Consider the following 26,429-nt stretch of genomic DNA (forward strand, 5'->3'; position numbering starts at 1 on the left):
GTGTTAGATACCTATGTTGCTTTACATTAACGATTTTTCTTCCTGTTTGGATTTAGTATAAAACCAACGATCATAAAGGCAACAATTTCAAAAATAATTATACCCCACCATTCAATTATATTCAACAACCACAGATAAGGTATTATAAAAATAACATATACCAAGAGATTTTCTAATTTCAGGTTTTTAGTCTGACCGTTAATTATAACTTTCATTAATCTCAAAAAATTGTCTAGGATTAACCAACTCAGAATAAAAAAAATGAATTTTTTAGTAACTGTAGAAACCAAAGCCCAATCCAGATCTAAGTATAAAATTAGAACTAAGGCTAAAAGTCCCAGAACATATGTTATATCAACAAGAACCCTTAATCTTTTATAAAGAATATTTTCAGATTTATCCTCATAGACGTAAGTCAGATTTAGATTCAAAATCTTATCATTGCCTATACAGAAGTTATCTCCCGGCACAAATCTAGGTTCAGTAGATATATGCTTTCCTTCTTCGTTAAAAATCTTTTTATATCGTTTAACCCCTGAAAGTACTATAGTCTCCAGTTGATTATCCTTTTGAGAAAGAAAATAATCTATAACCTTTCCTGAATAAAGTTTCGAATCATTATTAGTGTCAACTAATACATCGGCTTCAGTAAATCCATATACTAAATTATTATCTTCCTTTTTCTTTTTGTAGGTACCTTTTAAAACATTCTCCCAGTAGTTGTTATATTTGAAAAGGTTAAAAATTTTTGCGTTTATCAAATAAGCGAGCATTCCAAAAACTCCAGAGAGTAACCACAAGGCTGATATAAAAGTTAGAAAATCTGTATATGAGTTTTCAATTTTGTCCTCTTCAGGAAGCACATTGGAGGAAAGTGAATCGAAGATATTTTTAACAGTGGAATAGGAAAGGGATTGTAAAAGTGGTAATTCAAGAACTGACCTAACAAAAACAAATAATGTAATAACCAAAATCAAGATAATTATACTTGATAACATGGTCCACAAAAACCTTTCAAATAAATTTCCTTGATCGAATTGTTTGGAATGAGCAGCTCTAAAATAAAATTTCCGGAACAAAATGCCCGGAAATAAGAATAACATTAAATAAACTATCGTATTTAGAGCAATGTTAAACTCCATTAATCAATAACAATAGTTACAATCTTGTCATTACTCAATTTAATTTTCCTACTTTTTTCGTTGCTCAATTTCAAATCATTTACAGTTTGACTTAATAGCTTTCTATCTTCATCACTATTAAACTGATCTACAAAATCTTCATTAATAAATGAATTTCTAGAAAAAAAAGAATTATTGCGTGTAGATATAGCACCAATTACGCACATCATACCTTCCAAAATATTAGGAATAAGAGTTTTCATTGGTTGAATTTGTTTGTTAGAGGTACAAATATAGAATTTTATTAAGTTAAAAACTTATTAAATATTTACCTATATTACCCTATTACGTTAAAGAAAATTTTATTTATTCGTTAGACCAGGCCCACTTTTAAACATTCCGGATTCTAAGAGTTTACGTCTGTAATAATCGTTAGACGGTATAGGATCTACTTTCTTACACTTTTTAGGTTTAGATTCTGAAGGTAAAATCATTTCAGATAACCTCACTCTTTCCTTATCCGTCATTTGCTCAATAGAAGCCTTAAGAAATTTATAAGCTATTTCTGCTTTCATAATTTATACATTCTACCGACTCTTTAACAACATTGAAAAATTGCGTCTAAAAGATTATTAATCAAGTTATGCCCCCTATCCTTCCCCCTTGAAAATCAAAAAACCCTCAACTACAAGTAGTTAAGGGTTTTTCTTGTTGGCCTACTAGGGCTCGAACCTAGACTCTTCTGGACCAAAACCAGACGTGTTGCCAGTTACACCATAGGCCAATGCTTAAATGCGGATGCAAATTTAAAACAAAGTTTCTATCGCACAAACTTTTTCAAAAAGATTTTCATTAAAATTTCATTTTTTTTCTGAAAGCATATTTTTTCTATTCATTTCCAGACACTTCCAAAATATTCGCTTTTCCATTGCGTTTGTAAAGCATTCAGCATATTATTATTAAATTCGCCACTTCAGTAGAATTACACAAGTATTTATGACAGATTTCAACTTTAGTAAGTGGAATAAGATCCTGGGATGGCTGGTTTTTCTTATTGGCCTCACTACCTATACACTTACTCTGGAACCAACGGCAAGTTTCTGGGATGCCGGTGAATATATTGCTACCTCTGCCAACCTGGAAGTTGGTCATCCACCGGGGGCTCCATTTTATCAAATGATGGGGGCATTTTTCGCCACTTTTGCGGCAGACAATACCCAGGTTGCCCTGATGGTCAATTTCATGTCTGGGTTTGCCAGTGCCGTAGCCATCATGTTTATGTTCTGGTCCATCAGCTTACTGGTGCTAAAGATTGCCGGACCGCGAGAAACTCTTACCGATGCTAAGAAAATAGCGGTTCTGGGTAGTGCCCTCGTTGGCTCCCTCGCATTTACTTTTACCGACAGTTTCTGGTTCAATGCTGTGGAAGCCGAAGTATACGCCATGGCAGCCTGCTTTATGTCGGTCATGTTCTATTTAGGACTACTCTGGGAACGGGATATGTTCACTCCGCGTGGAAATCGCTGGATCATTCTGATCTCCCTGGTCATTGGTCTCTCTTTTGGGGTTCACTTTATGGGTCTGTTAACCTTACCGGCAATCGGATTCCTTTATTTCTTTAAAAACTACAAAAAGGTAACCGTCAAGAATTTTATCATCGCCAACGTGGTCGTGGTCGCTGTTCTTATGTTTATCTTTAAACTGCTATTACCATACACTCTTACGTTCTTTTCTGCATCAGAATTGTTCTTTACCAATTCCCTGGGAATGCCTTTTAATACGGGAACAGCGATCGCTTTACTTGCGATCATCGCCGTATTCTATTTCCTGATCAATTTCACTCGCAAGCGTAACCTGTACCAGTACAACACACTATTGCTTTGTGTATTGTTCGTTCTTATAGGTTTCTCCAGCTGGGTAATGCTACCGGTTCGTAGTAATGCACCAACCGTGATCAATGAAAACAGTCCTGACAATGCACGTGAGCTACTCGCCTATTATAATCGTGAGCAATACGGGGAAACCCATCTATTCTACGGCCCTCAGTGGTCTGAGATGTATTCCGGACTCGACAAAGATAATCCTTATCGCGATGGGAAACCTCAATATGAAAAAGACGAGGAGCTTGGAAAGTATGTGATCGTTAATGAATATAAGAACGCACGCCAGAACCTGGATGACGATCATAAGGCTGTTCTGCCAAGAATGTGGAGTACCGAGCATGCTACCAATTATATGGAATTTACCGGTCCCCTGGATTTCACGATCAAACCAGAATTCCAGAGCGAAGAAAGACTTATAAGTGCGATCAATGAATTTCGCACTCAGTTTTCCCGTGGTGAGAGGGATATGGAAGATTATCATAATTTCCTAAGACAGTTTAGCGATTATATCAATGTCGAAAAACCCTCATTTTCGTCTAACATCAGCTACTTCCTGGAGTATCAGGTTGGCTATATGTACTGGCGTTATTTTATGTGGAACTTCACCGGGAGACAGGATGATATACAGGGAAAATTCGGAGATCTGCATGGAAACTGGATTAGCGGAATCAATTTTATTGATGAATGGCATATTGGTTCGCAAAAGAATTTACCTTCAGATGTAAAAAATAACAAGGCTCGAAATACCTATTATTTCCTGCCGCTTTTACTCGGACTAATCGGACTCATTTTTCAGCTGAAAAGAGATCAGAAGAATTTCTGGGTGCTTATGGTATTTTTCCTTTTTACCGGAATTGCGCTGAAAGTTTATCTGAATGAAAGGCCTTTTGAACCAAGAGAACGGGACTATGCACTTGTAGGGTCCTTTTATGTTTTTGCGATCTGGATAGGCTTTGGAGTCTATGCCATCTTCGATAAACTTAAAGGAATGATCGGTCCTAAAATTCTGGCTCCGGTAGTGGTTATCGCAAGCTTACTTGCCGTGCCAACATTGCTTGCTTCGGAAAACTGGGATGATCATGATCGTTCCAGCAGAGACACTGCACTAACCATGGCCAGGATGTACCTGGATTCCATCGACGAAAATGCCATTATATTTACCATTGGTGATAATGATACTTTTGCGCTCTGGTATGTTCAGCAGATTGAAAAATACCGAACCGATGTTCGTGTAATCAATACAAGTTTACTGGCAACCGACTGGTATATTGACCAGATGAAGCGAAAAGCTTTTGATAGTGATGCGATCCCGTCGCAATTACCACAGGACTGGTATAATGGAAAGAACGATGCGATCTTCCTGCGCGAAGTAACCCAGGACACTGTGGGCATCAAAACCTGGATGAATTATATTCAGAATGAAGATCCAAGAACCATGGCCGAATTGCAAAGTGGATCCATGATCAACACTTTCCCTTCTAAATATGTTCGAATTCCGGTAGACAAACAAAATGTACTGGACAATAATATCGTAGACCGTTCTGAAGCAAACGAGATCGTTGATCATATAGATATTGAGATTGGTGACCAGGTGCTTTACAAGAACAGGCTGTTGATGCTCGATATTATTGCCAACAACGACTGGAAACGTCCTATCTATTTTACCGGCGGAAGTTTTGGTGATGACGATTACCTATGGATGAAAGATTATCTTCAACTGGAAGGAGTCACTTATAAACTGGTTCCTATTCAAACACCTCTTGATCCCCGAAATCCATTCGATATGGGTCGCGTGAATACTGAGAAGATGTACAACATCGTGAAGAACTGGAATTGGGGAAATATGGGATCTTCAGATATTTATCATGACCCTGAAACCCGTAAGAACTCTATTACCTATAGAAGCAACCTGGCAAGACTGAATGAGAATCTTCTTAACGAGGGTGATACAATACATGCGGAAGAGATCCTTGACCTGGGAATGCAACATATGCCGGTCGAGCATTATGAATATTATACGCTACTGGAACCATTTATCACCGGTTACTACGAAGTTAACAAACCTCAAAAAGCCGGTGAGATCTGGGAAAAAGTGACTAAGAAGTACCAGGAGAATCTGGAATTTTATAGCGGCTGGGAAGTAGAACGTCAATACAGATATGCAGATGAGATCATTACCGATATGGAACGTTACCGCGGCCTGGTTGACATTATGATGGTTTATGAGGATCGTGAGACAGCCAGAGAAAAAGCCGAAGAATTTAATACCTATCTAAAAAAGTTCAGGCATTTCTACCGTGAGGACGAAGAAATAGATGCTGAAGCAAAATCTCCGCAACAGGAGATACTGGAAGCGCTGGATGGCGCAACTCCCATAGGGCAACAGGACGATTCGGTTTCGCTGCAAAGTGATCAGCAATAAAATTGAACCCGGCCAATTGCGCCGGGTTTTTTATTTTTGAATATCGATGAGTTTATTCCTGTCTAAATATCCTTCAGTCCTGAAACTTCTTTATCCTAAACGTATTTCCAGGATAAAGGATAAAAATGCTATCTATCTCACTTTTGACGATGGCCCAATTCCAGAGGTCACGCCATGGGTTCTGGATCTACTCGAAGAGTATTCAGCAAAAGCTACTTTCTTCTGTATTGGAGAGAATGTTGAAAAGTACCCGGAAATCTTCCGAAGTATTTTAGAGAAAGAACACGCAGTGGGAAATCACACGTATAATCACCTTAACGGCTGGAAAACTGGCAAAGCTCCTTATATCGAAAATACCCAGAAAACTCAGCAGGTATTTACTGCTAACAAATTCTTCCCAGAGACAAAATTTTTCAGACCACCTTACGGTAAGATCATGAACGCTCAGGCGCGTGACCTTGTGGAAAAAAGCTATAAAATTGTGATGTGGGATGTAATAAGTGGTGATTATGACCACAGTATTTCAGCAGAAAAGTGCTACCGGAATGTCATAAACAATGCTGTTGATGGAAGTACGATCGTCTTCCATGACTCAGAAAAGGCATTGAAAAATCTCAGAGAAGTATTACCCAGAGTGATGAGATACTACGCTGAAAAAGGCTTTACTTTCAAAAGTCTTACTGATGCTCCTTTAGAAGACCAATAAGCGTATTTGCATTCTGCTCACCGCTTTGGCGCCATTTCATTTCACCGTCCCTGTAGATCATAAGCGTTGGCAAACCCTTTACTCTCAAGGCTTCAGCAAGCTGAGAATTCTTATCCACATCGAGCTTTATGACCTTGGCTTTATCACCTAAAGCGGCCGCGACATCACGTAATACCGGATGCATGGCTTCGGAAGCTTCGCTCCATTCAGCATAAAAATCCAGAAGTACCGGAATGTTCAGATCTACTAGTTCACCAAATTTTGACATAATTCAGTATTTATTTTTTCGGTTATTTACCGTGTTCGCCAGCTAAACTCAAATATAGGAAATTCTTTGTATTAAGCTGGTTTAGGTCCTTTTTTCAGTTCGATGACGCTAATTTCGGGCCATATTCCTATTCTACCAGGATATGCCAGAAATCCGAAGCCTCTATTTACATTAATATAGCGTCCTGCTTCTTCGTAAATTCCAGCCCAGTGCTTGTAACGATATTGCACCGGACTCCATTTTAACCAACCCGGGATCTCAATCCCAAATTGCATCCCGTGAGTATGGCCGCTAAGCGTTAAATGATAATGTTTTTCGTCTTTCTTAACCTCTTCTTCCCAGTGAGAAGGATCGTGGCTAAGCAGCACTTTAAAATCTTTACTGGAGAGTCCGTTTCCTGCTTTTTGAAGATCACCGGCTTTTTTGAATCCGCCAATTCCCCAGTTCTCTACTCCAACCAGCGCTATCTTTTCGCCATTTCTCTCGATCAGGCGGTGTTCATTAAGCATTAAGTTCCAGCCCATTTCTGCATGCGTATCCTTCAGGCGTTGCAAATTCTGCTTTTTTGCCTCCGGACTTTCCCACTGCGTATAATCTCCATAATCATGATTGCCGAGAATGGAATAAACACCGTCCCTGGCATTTACCTGGGAAAACATCCCTTTCCAGTTTTCCATTTCTGAAGCTTTATTATTCACAAGATCCCCGGTAAAAACCACCAGATCACTTTCCTGCTCTTTTAAAAGATCCACTCCATACTGTATCTTTTCTTTATTATCGAAACTTCCACTATGCACATCACTAATCTGGCTAATGGTATAACCATCAAAGGACTCAGGAAGATCATTGAAATATAGTGTATATCGTAACACCCTGAAGTTGTACCGACCCTTTACCATTCCATACAACAAACCAGCAAATGGAATTGCTGCAAGACCCAGAGCCACTGTGCTTATAAATTTTCTTCTTGATGGAATAGAAAAACTTTCTGAAGAGCCGAATAATTTTTGAAAACCTGCAAATGGAAGTCTTAGAAAATCCTCCCCCAGCAGAACTAAAGCAAGAACAATTTTCGCTACAAAGAATGCAAGAAAAATACCTATCGCGTAGCCTCTACCTCCTCCAAAACCATCATTAGGATTGGGCTGGTTAAATTGATAGAAAAGATTGGCAATCACAATGATCGAGATCAGGAAATAGAACGAGGCAACCCAAACATTCTTTGAAAATACCCGTAAAGCCTGAAAAGCGTAAAGATCTACGATGATGTAGATAACGGCAAGAATTAACCAGCGCATTAAGTAATTTTTTGCGAAGATAATTTTAATTGCAGCGAACCCCAGCTTATTAACGATTCTTTAAGCACATACTTCTTACAAAGCATTCTATTATTCATTATTTTAAAAGCATGCTTCGAAATATTACTTTTAGCAAGAGATTTAAATCATGAAACGTCGACAATTTCTTCAGAAAACCGGGATCAGCGTAGGAGCACTTAGTGTAAGTCCCAGCCTTTTTCCACAAAACATTTTAGAACCTATGAACATCAAGCCAAAACCAGTTGCGGTCGCTACCTGGAATTTTCAAAACGCCACCAAAAAAGCCGGGTCTATGCTGGAAAATGGTTTTAGCGCCCTGGATGCTGTGGAACAGGGAGTGATGGTAGAAGAGGCCAACCTTAAAAACACTACTGTTGGTGACGGCGGCGCGCCAGACCGTGATGGAAATGTTACTTTAGACGCCTGTATCATGTCACCAGATGGGAACGCCGGCGCGGTGGTTTACCTGAAGGAGATCGCACACCCGGTACAGGTAGCGAGAAAAGTGATGGAAGAAACTCCGCATGTCATGCTTGCCGGTGAAGGCGCCTTACAATTTGCCATTCAGCAGGGATTTAAAAAGAAGAACCTGCTTACCGAAAGCTCTGAAAAAGCATGGAAAGAATGGTTGGAACACAAAGAGTATAGACCTATTATTAATATTGAAAACCATGATACCATCGGGATGCTATGTTTGGACGACAAAGGGGATATCGCCGGAGCCTGTACAACTTCCGGACTTTCCTACAAAGTGAATGGCCGTGTTGGTGATTCTCCAATAATTGGTGCTGGTCTTTTTCTCGATAATGAAATTGGTGGTGCTGTAGGTACAGGAATGGGTGAAGCCATTATGAAAAGTGTGGGTAGTTTCCTGATCGTGGAATTAATGCGACAGGGAATGTCTCCACAGGATGCCTGTAAGGAAGCGGTCATGAGAACCGTTCGCAAAGCACCAAATCACAAGGATTTCCAGATCGCATATGTAGCACTCAACAAAGCCGGGGAAATTGGATCTTACTGTATCCACAAAGGCTTCAGTTACGCTAAGTTTCATGAAGGGATTAGCAGCGACAACCTGAGCCCCTCTTATTTGGATTCTTAGTTTTATATCTTTCTGCAGAACGATATAATCTTTGTAATTTTGAGCTAATCACGAATTTTATTAAACATTTCTAATGGCCGATCAAAAACGCCTTTTTTTACTGGACGCTTACGCATTAATTTTCCGAGGATATTATGCTTTTATCAAAAACCCGCGAATTAATTCCAAAGGTTTTAATACTTCTGCGATTATGGGATTTACGAATTCCCTTTTCGATGTTATACGAAGAGAAAAACCAGATCATTTAGCGGTTTGTTTCGATAAGGATGGCAGCGAGGCCAGAACTGAAATGTTCTCAGACTATAAAGCTAATAGGGATGAAACCCCTGAACCTATACGTGAATCTATCCCCGTAATACAGGAAATTCTTCGCGCTATGCATATTCCCGTGGTGGAATGTGCCGGAATGGAAGCAGATGACATCATTGGAACTCTTGCCAAACAGGCAGAAAAGGAGAACTATAAGGTATATATGGTGACGCCAGACAAGGATTTCGCTCAGCTGGTTTCAGAAAATATTTTCATGTATCGTCCCGCCAGAATGGGTAATGGGATCGAGATCTGGGGAATACCTGAAGTTCAGAAGAAATTTGAGGTGGAACGCCCGGAGCAGGTGATTGATTTCCTTGGAATGATGGGTGACTCTGTAGATAATATTCCGGGATTACCGGGAGTTGGTGAAAAGACTGCCAAAAAGTTTCTGAAGAAATACGGAAGCATGGAAGGTTTACTGGCAAATACCGATGATCTTAAAGGAAAAATGAAGGAAAAGGTCATTGAAAATGCGGAATTAGGACTTTTATCTAAAAAACTGGCCACCATCTTCGTAGACTGTGATGTGAAATTTCATGCTGAAGATTATGAGCTTTCCATGCCAGATGGGGACAAGGTACAGGAGATCTTCGAAGACCTTGAATTTAGAAGATTGAAAGATCAGTTTTTAAAATTATTTTCAGGAGAAGAAGAAAGCACCCCAACGCAGGTGAGTAATTCGCCTTCAGCAAAACAAAATGCGCAAACCGCAGGGGCTGGACAGTTTTCATTATTTGGAGGTGATGGTGAAGAGATCGAACGAACTTCCTCAAGAACAAATCTGGCTGATACTCCCCATCTTTACCAGTTACTTGAAACAGAAATGGCTCAAAAGCTGTTTTTTGAACGACTGCTCATGCAGAAAAGTGTTTGTTTCGATACCGAAACCACAGGATTGAATCCGCTGGATGCAGAATTAGTAGGAATCGCTTTTTCCTGGGAAGCCGGGAAAGGCTACTATCTTCCATTTCCGAAGGAACGCGAGAAAGCACAGGAATTGATCGAAAAAATTCGTCCGTTTTTTGAAAATGAATCCATAGAGAAGATAGGTCAGAATCTAAAATATGATATCAAGGTCCTGGACAAATATAATATCGAAGTGAAATCACCGATCTTTGACACCATGATCGCACATTATCTTATTAATCCAGATATGCGTCATAATATGGATGTTCTGGCCGAAACTTACCTTAATTATACTCCGCAACCAATTACCGAACTTATTGGAAAAAAAGGTAAGAATCAAAAAAGCATGCGTGATGTGGATCTCAAATCTCAAACTGAATACGGAGTAGAAGATGCCGATATTACTCTTCAGCTAAAAACGCTTTTCGAGAAAGAACTGGAAGATGCAAACACGAAAAAATTATTTAATGAAATTGAAATTCCGCTGGTAGAAGTACTGGCAGATATGGAGCTGGAAGGAATTAAACTGGACGAAAATTACCTGCAGTCCCTTTCAGAAGCATTAACCAATGATATTCAAGATCTGGAAACAAAGATCTATAAGGAAGCAGGAGAAGAATTCCTGATAAGTTCACCAAAACAACTGGGAATCATCCTTTTTGAAAAACTGGAACTTTCCAAGAAACCCAAGAAAACGAAAACGGGTCAGTACAGCACCAGTGAAGACGTACTTTCTGTTCTAGCTGAAGAGAATCCGATCGTTCAACATGTACTGGATTACCGCGGACTCGTTAAATTACAGAACACCTATGTGGATGCGCTACCAAATCAGGTAGAAAAAACGACCGGCCGTGTGCATACCGAATATATGCAAACTATCGCGGCTACCGGAAGGCTGAGTTCCAACAACCCGAACTTACAAAACATCCCGATTAGAACAGAACGGGGCAGACAGGTTAGAAAAGCTTTCGTTCCCAGAGATGAAAACTTCGTCCTGTTAGCCGCCGATTATTCCCAGATCGAATTGCGTATTATCGCCGCTTTAAGTGATGAAGAAAATATGATAAAGGCCTTTCAAGAAGGTGAAGATATTCATGCCTCCACCGCTGCAAAGGTATTCAACGTGCCACTGGAAGAAGTTACTCGCGAACAAAGAAGTAACGCCAAAACGGTGAATTTTGGGATCATTTATGGTGTTTCAGCTTTTGGGTTGAGTAATCAAACTTCTCTCTCCCGTAGTGAAGCGAAAGATTTGATCGACACTTATTATAAGACTTATCCTAAACTGAGTAGTTATATTGCAGACCAGGTAGAGTTTGCAAGACAGAATGGGTATGTAAGTACTGTACTGGGACGCCGACGCTATTTGAAAGATATCAATTCAAGAAACCAGGTGGTTCGTGGTGCTGCGGAAAGAAACGCTGTGAATGCACCAATCCAGGGTAGTGCAGCAGACATCATCAAACTAGCCATGATCAATATTCACAAAAAACTGAAAGCTGGAAACTGTAAAACGCGTATGCTGTTACAGGTTCATGATGAACTGGTGTTCGACGCTCACAAGGAAGAACTGGAAGAGATGAAAACCATGATTCGAAAAGAAATGGAAAACGCCTACAAACTTCAGGTGCCTTTAGATGTAGAGATAGGAATTGGACAGAACTGGCTGGAAGCTCACTAGAAGACAGTAAAAATCTTTAACTAAAAAACCTCGTTAGCAGTACTAACGAGGTTTTTTGACTAACACTATAAACTACTTCTTACTATTATTTAGCTCTGGTATACTCCAGCATTAAAATTCTGATTTCAGAAGCTCTCGTATTACCGGGATCATTTACATATTGATCTGATTCAATTTTGGTGACATCAAAAGCGAAAGTATCAGATCCAAGATCGATCGCTTTTTCATGTGTATAATCAGATCCATTGATACTAATGTTTAGTACCAGTTTATTATCCACAATATTCCAGGTTCCAGAATCCATTCTATCTGATGAACAGGAGAAGTCATCTCCATCTCCAGATTCAAAACTCATGCTGGCATTGTTACTTATAAACATACCATTTGCATCAAATGTTATACTCATTGTGTTAAAACAATCAGTTTCATCCAGAAGATTTTTGCTCCCACCCGGAGTAGAGTTGAGATCTACTTCCACATCTGCCATCATTTTCGTTAGATCCCAGCTACCAACCATATCTGCGGTAGTAACCGTGGTAGCGTTACTAATCTTTAATTGAGATTCCTGAGCAATATCTTCTTTACTACAACTTTGAAATAAAAATCCAGCAAAAAGGAGGCAGCAATCCAATCTAACATTCATTATTTGTTTCATGATATATATTTAGGGATTACAAACATACAGAAGAATGCTAAAAATTAAGAAGTCCTTAACAGCTAAAATTGACTTTAAACGCACAAAAAAGCACTTTATCGATCTATATATCAATGAATATTTCGTTTTGAAGTCCTTTACTTACATTTCTACGGCTCTATTAAAAGAATAGACCTTTAAAATTCAAAGAATTTATCATACTGAAAACCAGCCTATTTAAGTCAGATTAAATTTTGATAGTGCTGTTTGCTATATGAATTTATAATTGTACATTTGCACCCCTGTTTTCCCGATTGAGATTCGGGTAAGTGGGATTGGAATGTTTAATAATTAGTAAAATCAATTGGTGTGGACACATTAAGTTACAAAACAGTATCGGCTAACAAAGCCACCAGAACCAAAGAATGGGTTGTGGTAGATGCTGACGGACAAAATTTAGGTCGTCTTGCTTCTAAAGTAGCATACCTACTTAGAGGAAAGCACAAGCCTAACTTCACCCCACATGTTGATTGCGGAGACAATGTAATTGTATTGAATGCGCAGGGAATCAACTTAACTGGAAAAAAATGGGACGCGAAAGAGTACATCCGTCACACAGGCTTTCCAGGTGGACAAAGAAGTCTGACAGCTACAGAATTATTCGCAAAAGGTCCTGAGAGACTTGTCGAAAAAGCAATTAAAGGAATGCTTCCAAAGAACAAACTTGGAGCAGATCTTTTCAGAAATTTAAAGGTTTATGTAGGATCTGAACATGATCATGAAGCTCAAAAACCTGAAACTATTAACTTAAACGACGTTAAGTAATGGAGGTAATTCACAAAATTGGCCGTAGAAAAACTGCAGTGGCCCGTGTATATGTTTCAGAAGGACAGGGAAACATTACCGTAAACAAGAAAGACCTTAAAGATTACTTCACAACTGGAACACTTCTTTATAAAGTGAACCAGCCAATGATGCTTACCGAAAATGAAGGAAACTTCGACGTTAAAATTAACGTTTACGGTGGAGGTATCACTGGACAGGCTGAAGCAATCCGTCTGGCACTATCCAGAGCTATGGTGGCGCTAGACCAGGAAAATCATGGCGCACTTAAGCCAGAAGGTCTTCTTACTAGAGATCCACGTATGGTAGAACGTAAGAAATACGGACAGAAGAAAGCCCGTAAGAAATTCCAGTTCTCTAAACGTTAATATTATTACCGGAATATTTTCCGGGGAGTTCATATAAAAATTAATTTTTTGTTGTTATTCTGTTCATGCCGGGCAGAAGTTAGTTTAGCATCTAAACAGTCAGGGCCATACGATTAAGTAGCCACCTGGTTGTTGCTATCTCAACAGAACGTAAACTATTACAAAAATGGCAAACAAAGTAGAAGTAAAAGAATTACTTGATGCTGGTGTTCATTTTGGACACTTAACCAGACGTTGGAATCCAAATATGGCTCCATATATTTATATGGAACGTAACGGGATCCACATCATCAACTTATATAAAAGTGCTGCTAAAATGCAGGAAGCAGGTGATGCTCTTGCAAAGATCGCAGCAAGCGGAAGAAAGATCCTTTTCGTAGCTACAAAGAAACAAGCGAAAGAGATCGTTGCTGAGCAGGCTGAAAAGGCTAACATGCCTTATATCACTGAGCGTTGGCCTGGTGGTATGCTTACAAACTTCGTTACTATTCGTAAAGCTGTTAAGAAAATGGCTTCCATCGATAGAATGAAGAAAGATGGAACTTTCAACTCTCTTTCTAAGAAAGAACGTTTGCAAGTAGATCGTCTTAGAGCTAAGCTAGAAAAGAACTTAGGTTCAATCTCAGACATGTCAAGACTTCCAGCTGCGCTTTTCGTTGTAGATACTACACGTGAGCACATTGCGATCAAAGAAGCACAAAAACTAAACATTCCAATTTTTGCGATGGTTGATACCAACTCAGATCCACGTGAGGTTGATTATCTAATTCCATCAAATGACGATGCTTCTAAATCTATTAGCAAAGTTGTTTCTTACGTTGCAGACTCTATCGTAGAAGGTCTTTCAGAAAGAAAATCTGAGAAACCAGCTAAGAAAAAAGAAGATTCTGATGCTTCAGAAGAGAAAAAAGCAAAACCTGCTGCTCCTAAAGCAGAGAAAGCTGAAGTTCCTTCTAAAGATTCCGAAGACAAAAAGGCAATGAAAGAAGCTAAGAAAGATGTGAAGCTTGAATCTAAAAGTGAAACTTTAGACAATGCCAAATCATCTAACGAAGAAGAATAAAATAACGTTTACATAAAATCTAAAAGTCGTTTAGCTTCTTTCTTTATAGTGAGTTTCTAAACGACTTTTTTTCAATAAAAAAAACAATATTATGGCTAAGATATCCGCCGCTGAAGTAAATAAATTAAGAAAAGCTACTGGTGCAGGAATGATGGACTGCAAGAAAGCATTAGTGGAAGCTGATGGTGATTTTGACGCTGCAATCGAATTGCTTCGTAAGAAAGGTCAGAAAGTAGCTGCAAAGAGAGCCGACAGAGATTCTTCTGAAGGTGCTGCAATTGCTCAGGTAAATACTGAAAACACTAGAGGTGTTATCATTTCCCTGAACTGTGAGACAGATTTCGTTGCCAAGAATGATGATTTCATCAAGATGGCTAACGATTTCGCTGAAATCGCTCTTAACTATTCTTCTAAAGAGGAATTTCTTAAAGCTGAGTACAAAGGGATCACTGTAGAGGAAAAACTTACTGAACAAACTGGTGTTATTGGTGAGAAGATCGAAATTGGTGCTTTCAAAACTCTTGAAGCTCCTTTCGTAGGATCTTACATCCACGCGGGAAATAAGATTGCTGTTCTTACAGGTCTTTCAAAAAGCGTTGATGGAGCTGATGAAGCTGCAAAGAACGTTTCTATGCAAGCTGCAGCAATGAACCCGGTTGCTCTTAATGAAAATGGAGTTGATCAGGAAACTATCGATAAAGAGATCGAGATCGCTAAAGATACTTTGAGACAGGAAGGAAAGCCAGAAAATATGCTTGACAAGATCGCTCAGGGAAAACTTCAGCGTTTCTTCAAAGACAACACTTTGGTTCACCAGGCTTATATCAAGGAGAACAAGCAAAGCGTTGCTGAGTACGTGAAGTCTGTAGACAGCGAACTTGAAGTAGTTGCTTTCGAAAGAGTTGCTCTAGGATAATTTATTCTGAATAATATATCAAAAGAGGTTTTATGTACTTAAAACCTCTTTTTTTTGTATTTAAGTTTTTACCAGCTAAGCTGAAATAACACTAATCTGAAGAATTACAGCTCCATTAAAAATCACCATGCATGTCTGCCAGGCCATTTAAATTCAAACATTTTACAATAGAACAGGATTGTTGTGCCATGAAAATTGGAACAGACGGTGTACTTCTTGGCGCCTGGTCTTCCCTTGCACATGATCCCGAAAGAATCCTGGATATTGGCACCGGAACCGGACTTATTGCCCTGATGATGGCTCAAAGATCTGGCGCAGAACTTGTTGATGCGCTCGAGATCGAAGAAAATGCTTATGAACAGGCTGTAGATAATTTTGAAAACAGTGACTGGGGTGACCGCTTATTCTGCTATCATGCAGCATTTGATGAGTTTGTGGAAGAGATGCAAGATGAAGAGCACTACGATCTAATTCTTTCCAACCCTCCATTTTATACTGAAGATTATAAAACAGGTGATGATCAACGTGATCAGGCTCGTTTTGCTGAAGCTTTGCCTCTCTCCGAATTATTAGATGGTGCTTCCCTCCTGCTATCCAAAGACGGACGCTTTGATTTGATCATTCCTTTTTCTGAAGAGGATACTGCGATTAGGATCGCCCAGACTCATAAATTATATCCTGCAAGAATTACCAGAGTAAAAGGAACTGCTGAAGCACCCGTAAAAAGAAGTCTTCTGAGCTTCAGTTTTGAAGAAACTTCAGCTGAAGTTCAAGATCTTATCATTGAAATATCCAGACATAATTATACTCCGGAATACACTAATCTGGTAAAGGATTTCTACCTAAAATTATAATTGCTTCTAAGTAAAGACTTGGTTACATTTGTTAGAAACACTACACAATGAAACCAGATCTATTCCAGGCTCCTGATTATTACCAGATTGACGACCTGCTATCAAGTGAACATAAAATGGTTCGCGACGCTACCCGTGAATTTGTAAAAAGAGAAGTCTCCCCAATCATAGAAGAAGCAGCACAAACTGCCACATTCCCGAAACAGATTTTAAAAGGCCTTGCTGAAATTGGCGCTTTTGGACCTTACATTCCTGAAGAATACGGCGGTGCCGGACTTGACCAGATTTCCTACGGACTTATAATGCAGGAAATAGAACGTGGAGACAGCGGAATTAGATCTACAGCTTCAGTACAGTCTTCCCTGGTGATGTACCCAATTTTCCAGTATGGAACTGAGGAACAACGGAAAAAGTATCTGCCAAAATTAGCTTCCGGAGAAATGGTAGGTTGCTTCGGGCTTACAGAACCAGATCATGGTTCTAATCCTGGAGGAATGACCACGAACTTTAAGGATAAGGGGGATCACTATCTATTAAATGGTGCCAAAATGTGGATCTCAAACTCACCATTTGCTGATATTGGCGTAGTCTGGGCTAAGAATGAAGAAGGACGTATTCATGGCCTGATCGTGGAACGTGGAATGGAAGGATTCAGTACTCCTGAAACTCATAATAAATGGTCTTTAAGAGCCAGTGCTACAGGAGAATTGATATTTGACAATGTAAAGGTGCCGAAGGAAAATTTGTTACCGAATAAATCTGGATTGGGAGCACCGCTTGGCTGCCTTGATTCAGCTAGATACGGTATCGCCTGGGGTGCTATTGGCGCCGCCATGGATTGCTACGATACTGCATTGCGTTATGCCAAAGAAAGAGAACAATTTGGAGTTCCAATTGCCGCAAAACAATTGCAACAAAAAAAGCTTGCTGAAATGATTACTGAGATCACAAAAGCACAACTCATGGCCTGGAGACTTGGAACGCTTAAAAATGAGGGCAAAGCTACCTCCGCACAGATCTCCATGGCAAAAAGAAATAATGTTGAAATGGCTATCAAAATAGCCCGGGAATCCAGACAAATTTTAGGTGGTATGGGAATTACGGGTGAATACAGCATTATGCGACATATGATGAACCTGGAAAGTGTAATTACTTATGAAGGAACACATGATATTCATCTATTAATTACCGGACTTGATATTACGGGACATGCCGCTTTCTAAACTAGTAAAAAAACATTAGAAGCACTTTGACAGAAAGCAGCCTTCGACAGGCTCAGTCCGGCTATGAGTGAAATTCAACGCTGATAAGCTGAAGAAATAAAATCCTATAACAAATCAAAACAAGGGCAGCGTTTGCAACGTTTGCCCTGTTTATATTTATCGCAGCATTTCGATTTTAGAGGTTTCGGCTTTTTAGCCACCACTCCGTTCACCTGCAAATACTCTACAGATTTTTCAGAATAGAAAATTAGCACACCACTTAACAGCATAGTTCAAAATACAGATTTCAGCACAGGATTTAGTTAAACAAGCTGTAAAAACTGGCTAATGTTTTTATAGTATGTATGCTAGCTCTTAAATTTGCAAGAAAATTACCTTATGAGGATTAAAGAGATAAACGAAAGTTTAAAACCTCTAACCAACCAGTTAATTAATCATTCACTTTACCAGAAAATAGATAGTCCTGAACATCTGCAATTGTTTATGGAACATCATGTGTTTGCGGTATGGGACTTCATGTCTTTACTAACTGCGCTTCAGGAAAAACTTACTAAAACCACCAATCCGTGGGTACCTATTGGAGATCCGGAAACGAGATACCTTATCAATGAGATCGTTCTGGCCGAGGAAACCGATATCAATATGAAGGGAGAACGCCAGAGTCATTTTGAGATGTATCTGGATGCAATGACTGCGGCTGGGGCAAATAAGTCCAAAATCGAAGATCTTTTAATGCAGGTAACTCATGGAACTGATATATTCCTGATCATTGCGACTAGCAAATTACCAGTAAGCATCAAACAGTTCCTAAAGCATACTTTCGAAGTTGTTTATAGTCGGGAACCTCATAAAATCGCGTCGGCATTCACATTTGGACGCGAAGGTCTGATTCCAGCTATGTTCACCTCTATTATAAGTAAGGTGCAGCAAAAGTTCCCTCAAGAAGATCTAAGTCTTTTTAAATACTACTTTGGTCGCCATATCGAACTGGATGAAGACGAACACGGTCCAATGGCATTTAGAATGGTTGAACAATTATGCGGGAATGATGATAAAAAATGGCAGGAAGTAAAAGCTGTTGCTGAGAAATCTTTGATAAGCAGAATTGAATTCTGGGACGGTATCGAAGCTGAAATTGAAGAGCGTAATGTGTTACCCACCATTTAGGTTCAGAATATAATATTAAAAAAGCCTGAAGAATGATCTCCAGGCTTTTTTGTTATTCGGTTGTTGGAGCTATTCGAATCTCCAGTCCTTCAAGTTCATCTGTAATAGGTATCTGGCAGCTAAGTCTGCTGTTATCTTCCACATGAAATGCCTGATCCAGCATATCTTCCTCTTCGTAACTCATCTCCGGCAGCATGTGCTGGTAATTGAGCATATAACACTGGCAAGAAGCACACATCGCCATTCCACCACATATCCCAATAGTACCTTCCGGAGCTAGCTCGTAGGAACGAATAACTTCCATCAGGTTCATATTCATATCTGTTGGGGCATCGATTACATGAGCCTCGCCTTCACGGTCTATTATGGTGATCTTAACGTCAGACATTTAATTACTTCTAATTTATACTTTTTACAACTTCTCTTTTAGCTTCTTTCTTACTTCCATCAAAACCGCTAACTCCGCTAACCGTAGTATACTTCATCACATACTTCTTGTTTGGATTAATTAGCTGATAAGCACTTTGACACATGATCGCAGCTTCATGGAAACCACAAAGAATAAGCTTCAATTTTCCTTTATAGGTATTCACATCACCAATGGCATAAACCCCGGGAATGTTCGTTTGATAATCATACGTATTATCAACTTTAATGGCATTTTTTTCTATTTCCAGTCCCCAGTCTCCAATTGGACCAAGTTTAGGTGAGAGTCCAAAAAGTGGAATAAAATCATCTACTTCTTTTATCTCTTCTCCTCTTGCTTCATCTTTATGCCTTATTACTACAGCATCAAGCGCATCTTTCCCCTGAAGGTCCACAACTTCAGCATCTGTGATCAGATTTATCTTTCCAATTTTCGAAAGTTCTTCAACTTTTTCTACGGAATCTAAAGCTCCCCGGAAATCTTTTCTCCTATGTACCAGAGAAACTTCAGAAGCAATATTTGATAAAAAGATACTCCAGTCTAAAGCTGAATCTCCACCACCGGCGATCACTACCTTGCGATCTCGGTATACTTCAGGATCACGAATAATATAAGCCACACCTTTATCTTCAAAATCCTTGATGGAAGGAATCGGCGGTTTTCTAGGCTCGAAACTACCCAGACCTCCAGCGATGACTACTACCGGAGCATGATGTTTTGTTCCTTTACTAGTAGTAACGATAAAACTTCCATCATCCTGTTTGTCTATGGTCTCTGCTCTTTCGCCCAAAGTAAATCCAGGCTCGAAAGGTTTGATCTGCTCCATAAGATTATCTACAAGGTCTCCTGCAAGTACTTCAGGGAAACCAGGAATATCATAAATTGGCTTTTTCGGGTATATTTCTGAACACTGTCCTCCAGGTTGTGGAAGAGCATCGATCAGGTGACATTTCATCTTCAAAAGTCCGGCTTCAAAAACGGCGAATAATCCTGTTGGACCTGCACCGATAATGAGCATATCAGTTTTAATCATTCTTCAGCAAAATTTTAAAGGGTAGATCGATCTATATTTACCACTTTTTCTATTTGAGGCACATATTTTTTAATCGTCATTTCCACACCACTCTTCAGGGTCATTTGATTAACAGAACAGCCTACACAAGCTCCTTCAAGCTGTACTTTTACCAAACGGTCATTTTCTTCTATAGATACCAGGGAAATGTTCCCTCCATCGCTTTCAAGAAACGGACGAATTTCGGCAAGTGCCTTTTCAACATTTATTTTAACTTCTTCGCTTGTCATTTATTTTTTCTTAACCGCGCTACATCCTGCCATCGTTGTGATCTTAATAGCTTCTGTAGGTGGTAAATTTTTATTTCTGTTCACCGTTTCCTGCACCATATTTCGAGTGATCTCCTCAAAAGCGCTTTCCAACGGAGTAGCAGTCTGTAATGCTGCCGGTCTTCCAATATCTCCAGACTCTCTTAGACTTTGCAGTAACGGAATCTCTCCTAAGAATGGCACTTCCAGATCTGCTGCCAGATTTTTAGCACCTTCTTTTCCGAAGATATAGTATTTATTTTCAGGAAGTTCTTCCGGAGTGAAATAGGCCATGTTCTCAACAATTCCAAGAACCGGAACATTGATACTTTCCTGCTGGAACATCGCAACTCCTTTCTTAGCATCGGCTAAGGCTACATTCTGCGGTGTACTTACAATAACAGAACCCGTGATTGGTAATGATTGCATGATCGATAAATGAATATCTCCCGTTCCCGGAGGTAAATCGATCAACATGAAATCCAGTTCTCCCCATGCTGCATCAAAAATCATTTGATTAAGTGCCTTTGCTGCCATAGGTCCTCTCCAGACTACCGCCTGGTTTGGTTTGGTGAAAAATCCAATAGACAGGATCTTAACGCCATGATTTTCTACCGGTTTCATTTTGGATTTCCCGTCTACTGTAACAGATAATGGTCTTTCAGCTTCCACATCAAACATGATTGGAGTGGAAGGACCATAGATATCTGCATCCAGAATACCGACTTTAAATCCCATTTTTGCTAAGGTCACTGCAAGATTCGCAGTCACTGTAGACTTACCAACGCCTCCTTTTCCGGAAGCCACGGCAACAATATTTTTGATTCCAGGAATTTGTTTCCCTTTGATCTCAGGCTTCTTTTCAGCAGCTTCGATCTTGATATTTACTTTAACTTTTGCCTTCTCATAAACTTTTTCATGAATGGCTTTCATCACATCAACCTCTGCGCGTTTTTTAATATGAAGAGCCGGTGTACTTAAAACAAGATCCACCACCACTTCATCGCCAAAGGTCATTACATTTTGAACCGCACCACTCTCCACCATATTAGCGCCGTCGCCGGCTACGGAAATAGTTTCTAATGCGGATAAAATTTCTTTTCTGTTCAATTTCATAGACTGATTTTAATCAGATTTTTTGCAGCTTAATTAGACTGATTCTAAACGCAAATATAAAGGTAAAAGCTAAGAATACGAAGAATTTACAAATATTAGATCGATGGCTGGATAGCAGTAATTTATGGTAATCTAATTCAGTTAAAGTTCTTTCATGGGATCCCAGAAGAGTTCTTTAAAATTGACTACCTGTAGTTCTTTCACCTCAACACCTTCGGCTTCCAGAAGTTGTTGCATGGCGTTGGTTCCAGAGAAGTGATGTTTCCCGGAAAGCATTCCATTTCTATTCACGACTCTATGCGCCGGAACATTTTTATCATGAGAATTATTCATTGCCCAGCCAACCATTCTTGCACTACGGGCCGCACCAAGAGATTTTGCAATGGCTCCGTAAGAGGTTACCCGCCCTTTAGGAATCTGGCGGCAGACTTCATAAACCCTATCAAAAAAACCTGAATTATCTTTCAAAATTAATTATTCAGAATCCTTACCAGCGCAATGACAATGAGTACTGCCATTAATGCTGCCATGAAATAGTTGGAATACTTTGCAAATGACTCTGCTTTCTTTTCGATCTTATCAAAGAGTACTACGTAGAGATACAAAGCTGTAAAACTTCCTAAACACGCAGCGATAGAGAAGGATGAATTTAAGGACCAATCATATTCCAGGCCACCGCTTAGATTCATTGCACCCGCAATTGCTACAAAATAAGGAATAGGAAATACATTCAACGCAGCGATAAACATGCCTTTATAGATACTGTTCGCATTCGCCTTGCGCTTACTTGGGTCAATTCTTTTCTTCTTCTGTGCCTGAATGAAAAAATACACTGCCAGAATACAGAAAACCACTAATCCTGCCCGCAATAACATCTTTTTTACAAAAGGATGGTCAAAAATATAACCTGCAAGCAGTACCGCAATAAGTGCCTGTATAAATACAATAATACCTGCCCCAATAGCTACATAAAGTCCATTTCTTTTACCTTTCTCCACGCAGGTCTTGGCCACGGTCATGTTTACCAAACCTGGAGGCACCACACCAATAAAGGCGGCAAAATAGGTAATAAGGAAAATCTTTGTTTCTTCCAATAATGTCTATTTAATCCGGAATTGAATATAGGTAATAGGTTTACCTTTTTCAAGGTACTGTTTTTCGTAGAAAGTTTGAATTCCGGTTACTTCTTTTGGAGAATATTCATTACTGTAAATATCGTGATGCGCATAAAGGATCTCCTGACCCTGACCATGTAATAAGCCTAAAGTATAACCATGCATAAATTCAGAATCTGTTTTTAAGTGCATGAGTCCGTCGACTTTAAGAATATTCTTGTAGCGAATTAAAAACTCTGCATTAGTCAAACGATGCTTTGTACGCTTATATTTTATCTGTGGATCTGGAAATGTGATCCAGATCTCACTAACTTCTGCGGAAGCAAATACATATTCTATAAGCTCAATCTGCGTTCTTATAAAAGCAACGTTTTCCATTCCTTCTTCGATGGCAGTTTTTGCGCCACGCCAGAAACGTGCTCCTTTTATATCCACCCCAATAAAGTTCTTATCTGGATTCTGCCTGGCCAGCTCTACGGTATACTCACCTTTTCCACAGCCGAGTTCCAGAACTATTGGATTGTTATTCTTAAAAAAATCCCTGCTCCAGTTCCCTTTTAACTCAAATTCATTGTCCGTAAGTTCTTCTCTTGACGGCTGAATTACATTTTCAAACTGCTCGTTCTCTCTGAAACGTTTAAGTTTATTCTTGCTTCCCACTTAAAATTGATATTTTGGCAAAATTAAAGATTTTAGCTTAGGAGCGGCTAAGAATAGTTTTGAATATGTCCAAGAAAAGAATTTTAGTGGCTGTGATGAATTGGGGACTGGGACATGCCACTCGTAGTATTCCTGTAATTAATGCGCTTCAAAACGAACATTACGAACCTATGGTGGCTTCAGATGGTCCCGCACTGCAATTACTGAAAAAGGAATTTCCTGAGCTTACTCATCTCGAATTACCCGGTTATAATATTCAATATGCAAAGAAAGGATGGCTTCTCAACTTGAAGATCATTGCCCAAACCAGTCATATTCGAAAGACCATCGCTGCGGAAAAAGAAAAGACCAGGCAGATTATCAAAGATTATCAAATTGAAGGAATCATTTCCGACAATCGGTTTGGGGTTTATAGCGATGATTTGAAAACAAATGTTTTTATCACTCACCAGATCCATGTTCTAAGTGGCATCACAACCTTCCTTTCTACATTTATTAATCGCCAGCATTTGAAGAATTTTGACCAGATCTGGATTCCGGATTATGCTTCGATGGAAAGGAATTTAAGCGGAAAACTGAGTCATGTAGATGATCTGCCTGAGCAATGCACCTATATTGGTGCTTTAAGTAGATTCGAGAAGCGTGAAATGCAAATTAAATACAAACACCTGCTGCTGCTTAGCGGGCCGGAACCTCAGCGTAGCCTGCTTGAAGAAAAATTGTTAGCATGCTTCAGTAATACTAATGACAGTATATTGTTGGTACGCGGAGTAATTTCCGAAGAAGAACAGCTAAGTTCAACTAATTCAAACCTGCAGATTCGTAATTATCTCTTCGGAAGAGAATTGGAAGAGGCTATAAACAGTAGTGAGACGATCATTGCAAGATCTGGTTACACTACGCTGATGGATCTGGCAAAATTAGAAAAGAAGGCGTTCTTTATTCCAACTCCCGGACAGGAAGAACAGGAATATCTGGCAAAAAGACTGGAACGGCTAGGCATTGCTCCTTTCTGTTCACAAAATCAATTCAGTTTAGAAAAACTGAAAGAAATTGATAATTATACCGGCTTAAGTAATTTCGGTGATGGCCGAGTTCTCCGGGATCTCTTTGCGTTTTTCGAGAGTGAATGAAAATTCACTTCCAACTCCAAACACACTTTCCACATAGATCTTTTCTTCATGCGCTTCCAGAATGTGCTTCACTATAGAAAGCCCAAGTCCTGAACCTCCTTCTTTCCGTGAACCACTTTTATCCACACGATAGAACCTTTCAAATAAACGCGGAATATTCTCTTTGGCAATCCCTTCCCCATTATCTGTCACCCTAACAATGACCTTGTTTTTGATAAGATTCTCAATACTGATCTCTGTAGTTCCTCCATTCTTTCCATACTTGATGGAATTTACGATCAGGTTGGTAAGTACCTGCTGAATACGTTCTCGATCTGCTCTTACTTTTATAGGTTCCTCATAATCCAGGTCGAAAGTGAGCGTAATATTCTTTTTGGCCGCCTTCATTTCCAGAAGATCAAAGGATGCCTGTATCAACTCAATAATATCAAAAGTCTCGTACTTAAGATGTAGATCACCGGTTTCCAGCTTGGTGATCATATCAAGATCTTTCACGATATAAATAAGTCGCTCTACTCCCTTATTGGCTCTGGTGAGGTATTTTTTTCGAATGACCTTATCTTTATGTGCACCATCTATTAGAGTTAGGATATAACCCTGAACAGTGAAAAGTGGTGTTTTGAGTTCATGGGAAACATTACCCATAAATTCCTTACGATAAGCTTCTCTTACTTTTAAGGTTTCGATCTCCAGCTTTTTATCCTCGGCGAATTTCTTAACCTCCCGGGTAAGACTGGACATATCTGTAGTGATCTGGTTAGGGCTTAAGGTTTTAGAATCGAGAAGTGAAACATTATCGTACACTTTCTTGATACGTCTATAAATAAACCGCTCTACTCTATACTGAATGATCAAAAAAGAGAACAGGTAGCACAGGCCTGCAAAAATAAGGAGCGCGATCCACCAGTTCTGCAAATCCAGAAAGATGAATACTGCCAGTATCGCGGTAACGAAGAGGCTGATAAATAAAGCAGTCCTTATTGCAAATCTATAAGACCTCTTAAATTGTTGCGCCATTAAACTACAAACTTGTACCCAACACCTTTGATGGTTTTGATCTTATCGTCACCGATCTTTTCACGTAGTTTTCGAATATGAACGTCTATAGTTCTTCCTCCCACTACAATATCATTACCCCATACTTTGTCAAGGATATCTTCTCTTTTAAAGACTTTCCCCGGTTTGGATGCTAACAAAGATAACAACTCAAATTCTTTTCTGGGCAGACTGCGTTCTTCACCGTTCTGTTCGATCTTATATTCGTCACGATTAATAGTGATCCCGGAAAGTTTTACAATATTGGAACCTGCCTCTTCATCACGATAGCGTCTTAACAATGCCTTTACTTTGCTAACCAAAACTTTCGGCTTGATAGGTTTGGTAATATAATCATCTGCACCTGCATCAAAACCAGCCATTTGTGAGTAATCCTCTCCCCTTGCGGTAAGAAAAGTAATGATGGCATGTTCAAGATCAGGTAACTTCCGGATTTGTTCACAGGCTTCGATACCATCCATTTCAGGCATCATAACATCCAGAATAATAAGATGCGGTTTATGTTTTTGAGCAAGCTTAACAGCTTTCACACCATTATCTGCAGTGATCACCTGGTAACCTTCCGAAGAAAGATTATACCCTACTATTTCCAGGATATCCGGCTCATCATCTACTAGTAAAATCTGAATGTCTTTTTTCTTCATGGTGTATAACTATGGTTAAGAATGTATAAAATTAAGGATTAATTTGAATTAACATGGCGCTTAACCCATTGGTAACAATTAACTAACTCTTTAATGACGAAGGATTAAATCTGAGGTAACATCCCCGCGACTTTCTTAATGTTTATTTGCAGCGAGATTTTATAGCAAAA

General features: G+C 39.4%; 27 protein-coding genes and 1 tRNA gene. 12 read left to right on the plus strand and 16 right to left on the minus strand.

Annotated features, from left to right (window positions below; genetic code table 11):
- Window positions 1-26: 26 nt before the first annotated feature.
- The 4 genes from ACSHZO_RS04070 to ACSHZO_RS04085 form a co-directional block, all read right to left on the minus strand.
- On the minus strand, window positions 27-977 hold the full coding sequence (locus ACSHZO_RS04070; protein ID WP_298246103.1) for a hypothetical protein: 951 nt from the start codon (window positions 975-977) through the stop codon (window positions 27-29).
- A gap of 164 nt (window positions 978-1,141) precedes the next feature.
- A complete protein-coding gene (locus tag ACSHZO_RS04075; RefSeq protein WP_298246102.1) occupies window positions 1,142-1,384 on the minus strand; it encodes a hypothetical protein in 243 nt (80 codons plus the stop codon).
- A gap of 99 nt (window positions 1,385-1,483) precedes the next feature.
- Window positions 1,484-1,696, minus strand: coding sequence for a hypothetical protein (locus ACSHZO_RS04080; protein ID WP_298246101.1), 213 nt, complete (start codon window positions 1,694-1,696; stop codon window positions 1,484-1,486).
- A 136-nt stretch (window positions 1,697-1,832) separates the two neighbouring features.
- A tRNA-Gln gene (locus tag ACSHZO_RS04085) sits at window positions 1,833-1,905 on the minus strand.
- A 212-nt stretch (window positions 1,906-2,117) separates the two neighbouring features.
- On the opposite strand from ACSHZO_RS04085, the gene ACSHZO_RS04090 reads away from it, so the two are divergent.
- Together ACSHZO_RS04090 and ACSHZO_RS04095 are read left to right on the plus strand one after the other, a co-directional pair.
- Window positions 2,118-5,426 carry a glycosyltransferase family 117 protein gene (locus tag ACSHZO_RS04090; RefSeq protein ID WP_298246100.1) on the plus strand — a complete coding sequence of 1,103 codons (3,309 nt, stop codon included), beginning with the start codon at window positions 2,118-2,120 and terminating at the stop codon, window positions 5,424-5,426.
- A gap of 46 nt (window positions 5,427-5,472) precedes the next feature.
- Window positions 5,473-6,132, plus strand: coding sequence for a polysaccharide deacetylase family protein (locus ACSHZO_RS04095; RefSeq protein ID WP_298246099.1), 660 nt, complete (start codon window positions 5,473-5,475; stop codon window positions 6,130-6,132).
- On the opposite strand, the gene ACSHZO_RS04100 is transcribed toward ACSHZO_RS04095, so the two are convergent.
- A complete protein-coding gene (locus ACSHZO_RS04100) occupies window positions 6,104-6,400 on the minus strand; it encodes a thioredoxin family protein (RefSeq protein ID WP_298246098.1) in 297 nt (98 codons plus the stop codon). The genes ACSHZO_RS04095 and ACSHZO_RS04100 overlap by 29 nt on opposite strands.
- Window positions 6,401-6,471: 71 nt before the next feature.
- Complete coding sequence (locus ACSHZO_RS04105) at window positions 6,472-7,698, minus strand: metallophosphoesterase (RefSeq protein ID WP_298246097.1); 1,227 nt, start codon at window positions 7,696-7,698, stop codon at window positions 6,472-6,474.
- Window positions 7,699-7,846: 148 nt separating this feature from the next.
- Between ACSHZO_RS04105 and ACSHZO_RS04110 the strand changes: the two genes are divergently transcribed.
- Together ACSHZO_RS04110 and polA are read left to right on the plus strand one after the other, a co-directional pair.
- Entirely contained in the window at window positions 7,847-8,821 is a 975-nt protein-coding gene (locus ACSHZO_RS04110; RefSeq protein WP_298246096.1) for a N(4)-(beta-N-acetylglucosaminyl)-L-asparaginase, read from the plus strand.
- Window positions 8,822-8,894: 73 nt separating this feature from the next.
- Complete coding sequence (gene polA, locus ACSHZO_RS04115) at window positions 8,895-11,720, plus strand: DNA polymerase I (RefSeq protein ID WP_298246095.1); 2,826 nt, start codon at window positions 8,895-8,897, stop codon at window positions 11,718-11,720.
- A gap of 85 nt (window positions 11,721-11,805) precedes the next feature.
- Here polA and ACSHZO_RS04120 read toward each other — a convergent pair whose 3' ends face one another.
- Window positions 11,806-12,375 carry a lipocalin family protein gene (locus tag ACSHZO_RS04120; RefSeq protein WP_298246094.1) on the minus strand — a complete coding sequence of 190 codons (570 nt, stop codon included), beginning with the start codon at window positions 12,373-12,375 and terminating at the stop codon, window positions 11,806-11,808.
- A gap of 348 nt (window positions 12,376-12,723) precedes the next feature.
- Between ACSHZO_RS04120 and rplM the strand changes: the two genes are divergently transcribed.
- The 7 genes from rplM (at window position 12,724) to ACSHZO_RS04155 (ending at window position 18,788) form a co-directional block, all read left to right on the plus strand.
- Window positions 12,724-13,179, plus strand: coding sequence for a 50S ribosomal protein L13 (gene rplM, locus ACSHZO_RS04125; RefSeq protein WP_295179614.1), 456 nt, complete (start codon window positions 12,724-12,726; stop codon window positions 13,177-13,179).
- Window positions 13,179-13,565, plus strand: a complete 387-nt coding sequence (gene rpsI / locus ACSHZO_RS04130) for a 30S ribosomal protein S9 (protein WP_141878869.1) — start codon at window positions 13,179-13,181, stop codon at window positions 13,563-13,565. The genes rplM and rpsI overlap by 1 nt, the downstream gene beginning before the upstream one ends.
- Before the next feature lie 166 nt (window positions 13,566-13,731).
- The gene (gene rpsB / locus ACSHZO_RS04135; protein WP_298246093.1) at window positions 13,732-14,628 is read left to right on the plus strand and encodes a 30S ribosomal protein S2; all 897 of its coding nucleotides are present in this window, start codon (window positions 13,732-13,734) and stop codon (window positions 14,626-14,628) included.
- Between the two features lie 91 nt (window positions 14,629-14,719).
- Window positions 14,720-15,544 carry a translation elongation factor Ts gene (gene tsf, locus ACSHZO_RS04140; protein WP_295179609.1) on the plus strand — a complete coding sequence of 275 codons (825 nt, stop codon included), beginning with the start codon at window positions 14,720-14,722 and terminating at the stop codon, window positions 15,542-15,544.
- 131 nt (window positions 15,545-15,675) lie between these two features.
- The gene (locus ACSHZO_RS04145; protein ID WP_298246092.1) at window positions 15,676-16,398 is read left to right on the plus strand and encodes a tRNA1(Val) (adenine(37)-N6)-methyltransferase; all 723 of its coding nucleotides are present in this window, start codon (window positions 15,676-15,678) and stop codon (window positions 16,396-16,398) included.
- Window positions 16,399-16,445: 47 nt separating this feature from the next.
- Window positions 16,446-17,621 (plus strand): acyl-CoA dehydrogenase family protein, encoded by a 1,176-nt coding sequence (locus ACSHZO_RS04150; RefSeq protein ID WP_298246091.1) that lies wholly within the window; start codon window positions 16,446-16,448, stop codon window positions 17,619-17,621.
- 378 nt (window positions 17,622-17,999) lie between these two features.
- The gene (locus tag ACSHZO_RS04155) at window positions 18,000-18,788 is read left to right on the plus strand and encodes a DUF3050 domain-containing protein (protein WP_298246090.1); all 789 of its coding nucleotides are present in this window, start codon (window positions 18,000-18,002) and stop codon (window positions 18,786-18,788) included.
- A gap of 52 nt (window positions 18,789-18,840) precedes the next feature.
- Here ACSHZO_RS04155 and ACSHZO_RS04160 read toward each other — a convergent pair whose 3' ends face one another.
- The 7 genes from ACSHZO_RS04160 to trmB all read right to left on the minus strand — a co-directional run bounded on the left by ACSHZO_RS04160 (window position 18,841) and on the right by trmB (window position 23,426).
- Window positions 18,841-19,176 (minus strand): 2Fe-2S iron-sulfur cluster-binding protein, encoded by a 336-nt coding sequence (locus ACSHZO_RS04160; protein WP_026914088.1) that lies wholly within the window; start codon window positions 19,174-19,176, stop codon window positions 18,841-18,843.
- Between the two features lie 10 nt (window positions 19,177-19,186).
- On the minus strand, window positions 19,187-20,248 hold the full coding sequence (locus ACSHZO_RS04165; protein ID WP_298246089.1) for an NAD(P)/FAD-dependent oxidoreductase: 1,062 nt from the start codon (window positions 20,246-20,248) through the stop codon (window positions 19,187-19,189).
- A gap of 14 nt (window positions 20,249-20,262) precedes the next feature.
- Window positions 20,263-20,517 carry a NifU family protein gene (locus tag ACSHZO_RS04170; protein WP_141878875.1) on the minus strand — a complete coding sequence of 85 codons (255 nt, stop codon included), beginning with the start codon at window positions 20,515-20,517 and terminating at the stop codon, window positions 20,263-20,265.
- On the minus strand, window positions 20,518-21,651 hold the full coding sequence (locus ACSHZO_RS04175) for an Mrp/NBP35 family ATP-binding protein (protein ID WP_298246088.1): 1,134 nt from the start codon (window positions 21,649-21,651) through the stop codon (window positions 20,518-20,520).
- Window positions 21,652-21,792: 141 nt separating this feature from the next.
- A complete protein-coding gene (locus ACSHZO_RS04180) occupies window positions 21,793-22,119 on the minus strand; it encodes an MGMT family protein (protein ID WP_298246087.1) in 327 nt (108 codons plus the stop codon).
- A gap of 2 nt (window positions 22,120-22,121) precedes the next feature.
- A complete protein-coding gene (locus ACSHZO_RS04185; protein WP_295179594.1) occupies window positions 22,122-22,745 on the minus strand; it encodes a LysE family translocator in 624 nt (207 codons plus the stop codon).
- A gap of 6 nt (window positions 22,746-22,751) precedes the next feature.
- Entirely contained in the window at window positions 22,752-23,426 is a 675-nt protein-coding gene (gene trmB / locus ACSHZO_RS04190) for a tRNA (guanosine(46)-N7)-methyltransferase TrmB (RefSeq protein ID WP_298246086.1), read from the minus strand.
- Between the two features lie 65 nt (window positions 23,427-23,491).
- On the opposite strand from trmB, the gene ACSHZO_RS04195 reads away from it, so the two are divergent.
- A complete protein-coding gene (locus tag ACSHZO_RS04195; RefSeq protein ID WP_298246085.1) occupies window positions 23,492-24,559 on the plus strand; it encodes a glycosyltransferase family protein in 1,068 nt (355 codons plus the stop codon).
- Here the strand turns inward: ACSHZO_RS04195 and ACSHZO_RS04200 are convergent.
- Complete coding sequence (locus ACSHZO_RS04200) at window positions 24,497-25,576, minus strand: sensor histidine kinase (RefSeq protein ID WP_298246084.1); 1,080 nt, start codon at window positions 25,574-25,576, stop codon at window positions 24,497-24,499. The two genes, ACSHZO_RS04195 and ACSHZO_RS04200, sit on opposite strands and share 63 nt — an antisense overlap.
- Window positions 25,576-26,259: a response regulator transcription factor gene (locus ACSHZO_RS04205; RefSeq protein WP_295179588.1), complete on the minus strand. Its 684-nt coding sequence runs from the start codon at window positions 26,257-26,259 to the stop codon at window positions 25,576-25,578. The genes ACSHZO_RS04200 and ACSHZO_RS04205 overlap by 1 nt, the downstream gene beginning before the upstream one ends.
- Window positions 26,260-26,429: the final 170 nt, after the last annotated feature.

This window comes from Christiangramia sp. 3-2217-3z (assembly GCF_051195275.1).
Classification (GTDB): domain Bacteria; phylum Bacteroidota; class Bacteroidia; order Flavobacteriales; family Flavobacteriaceae; genus Christiangramia; species Christiangramia marina.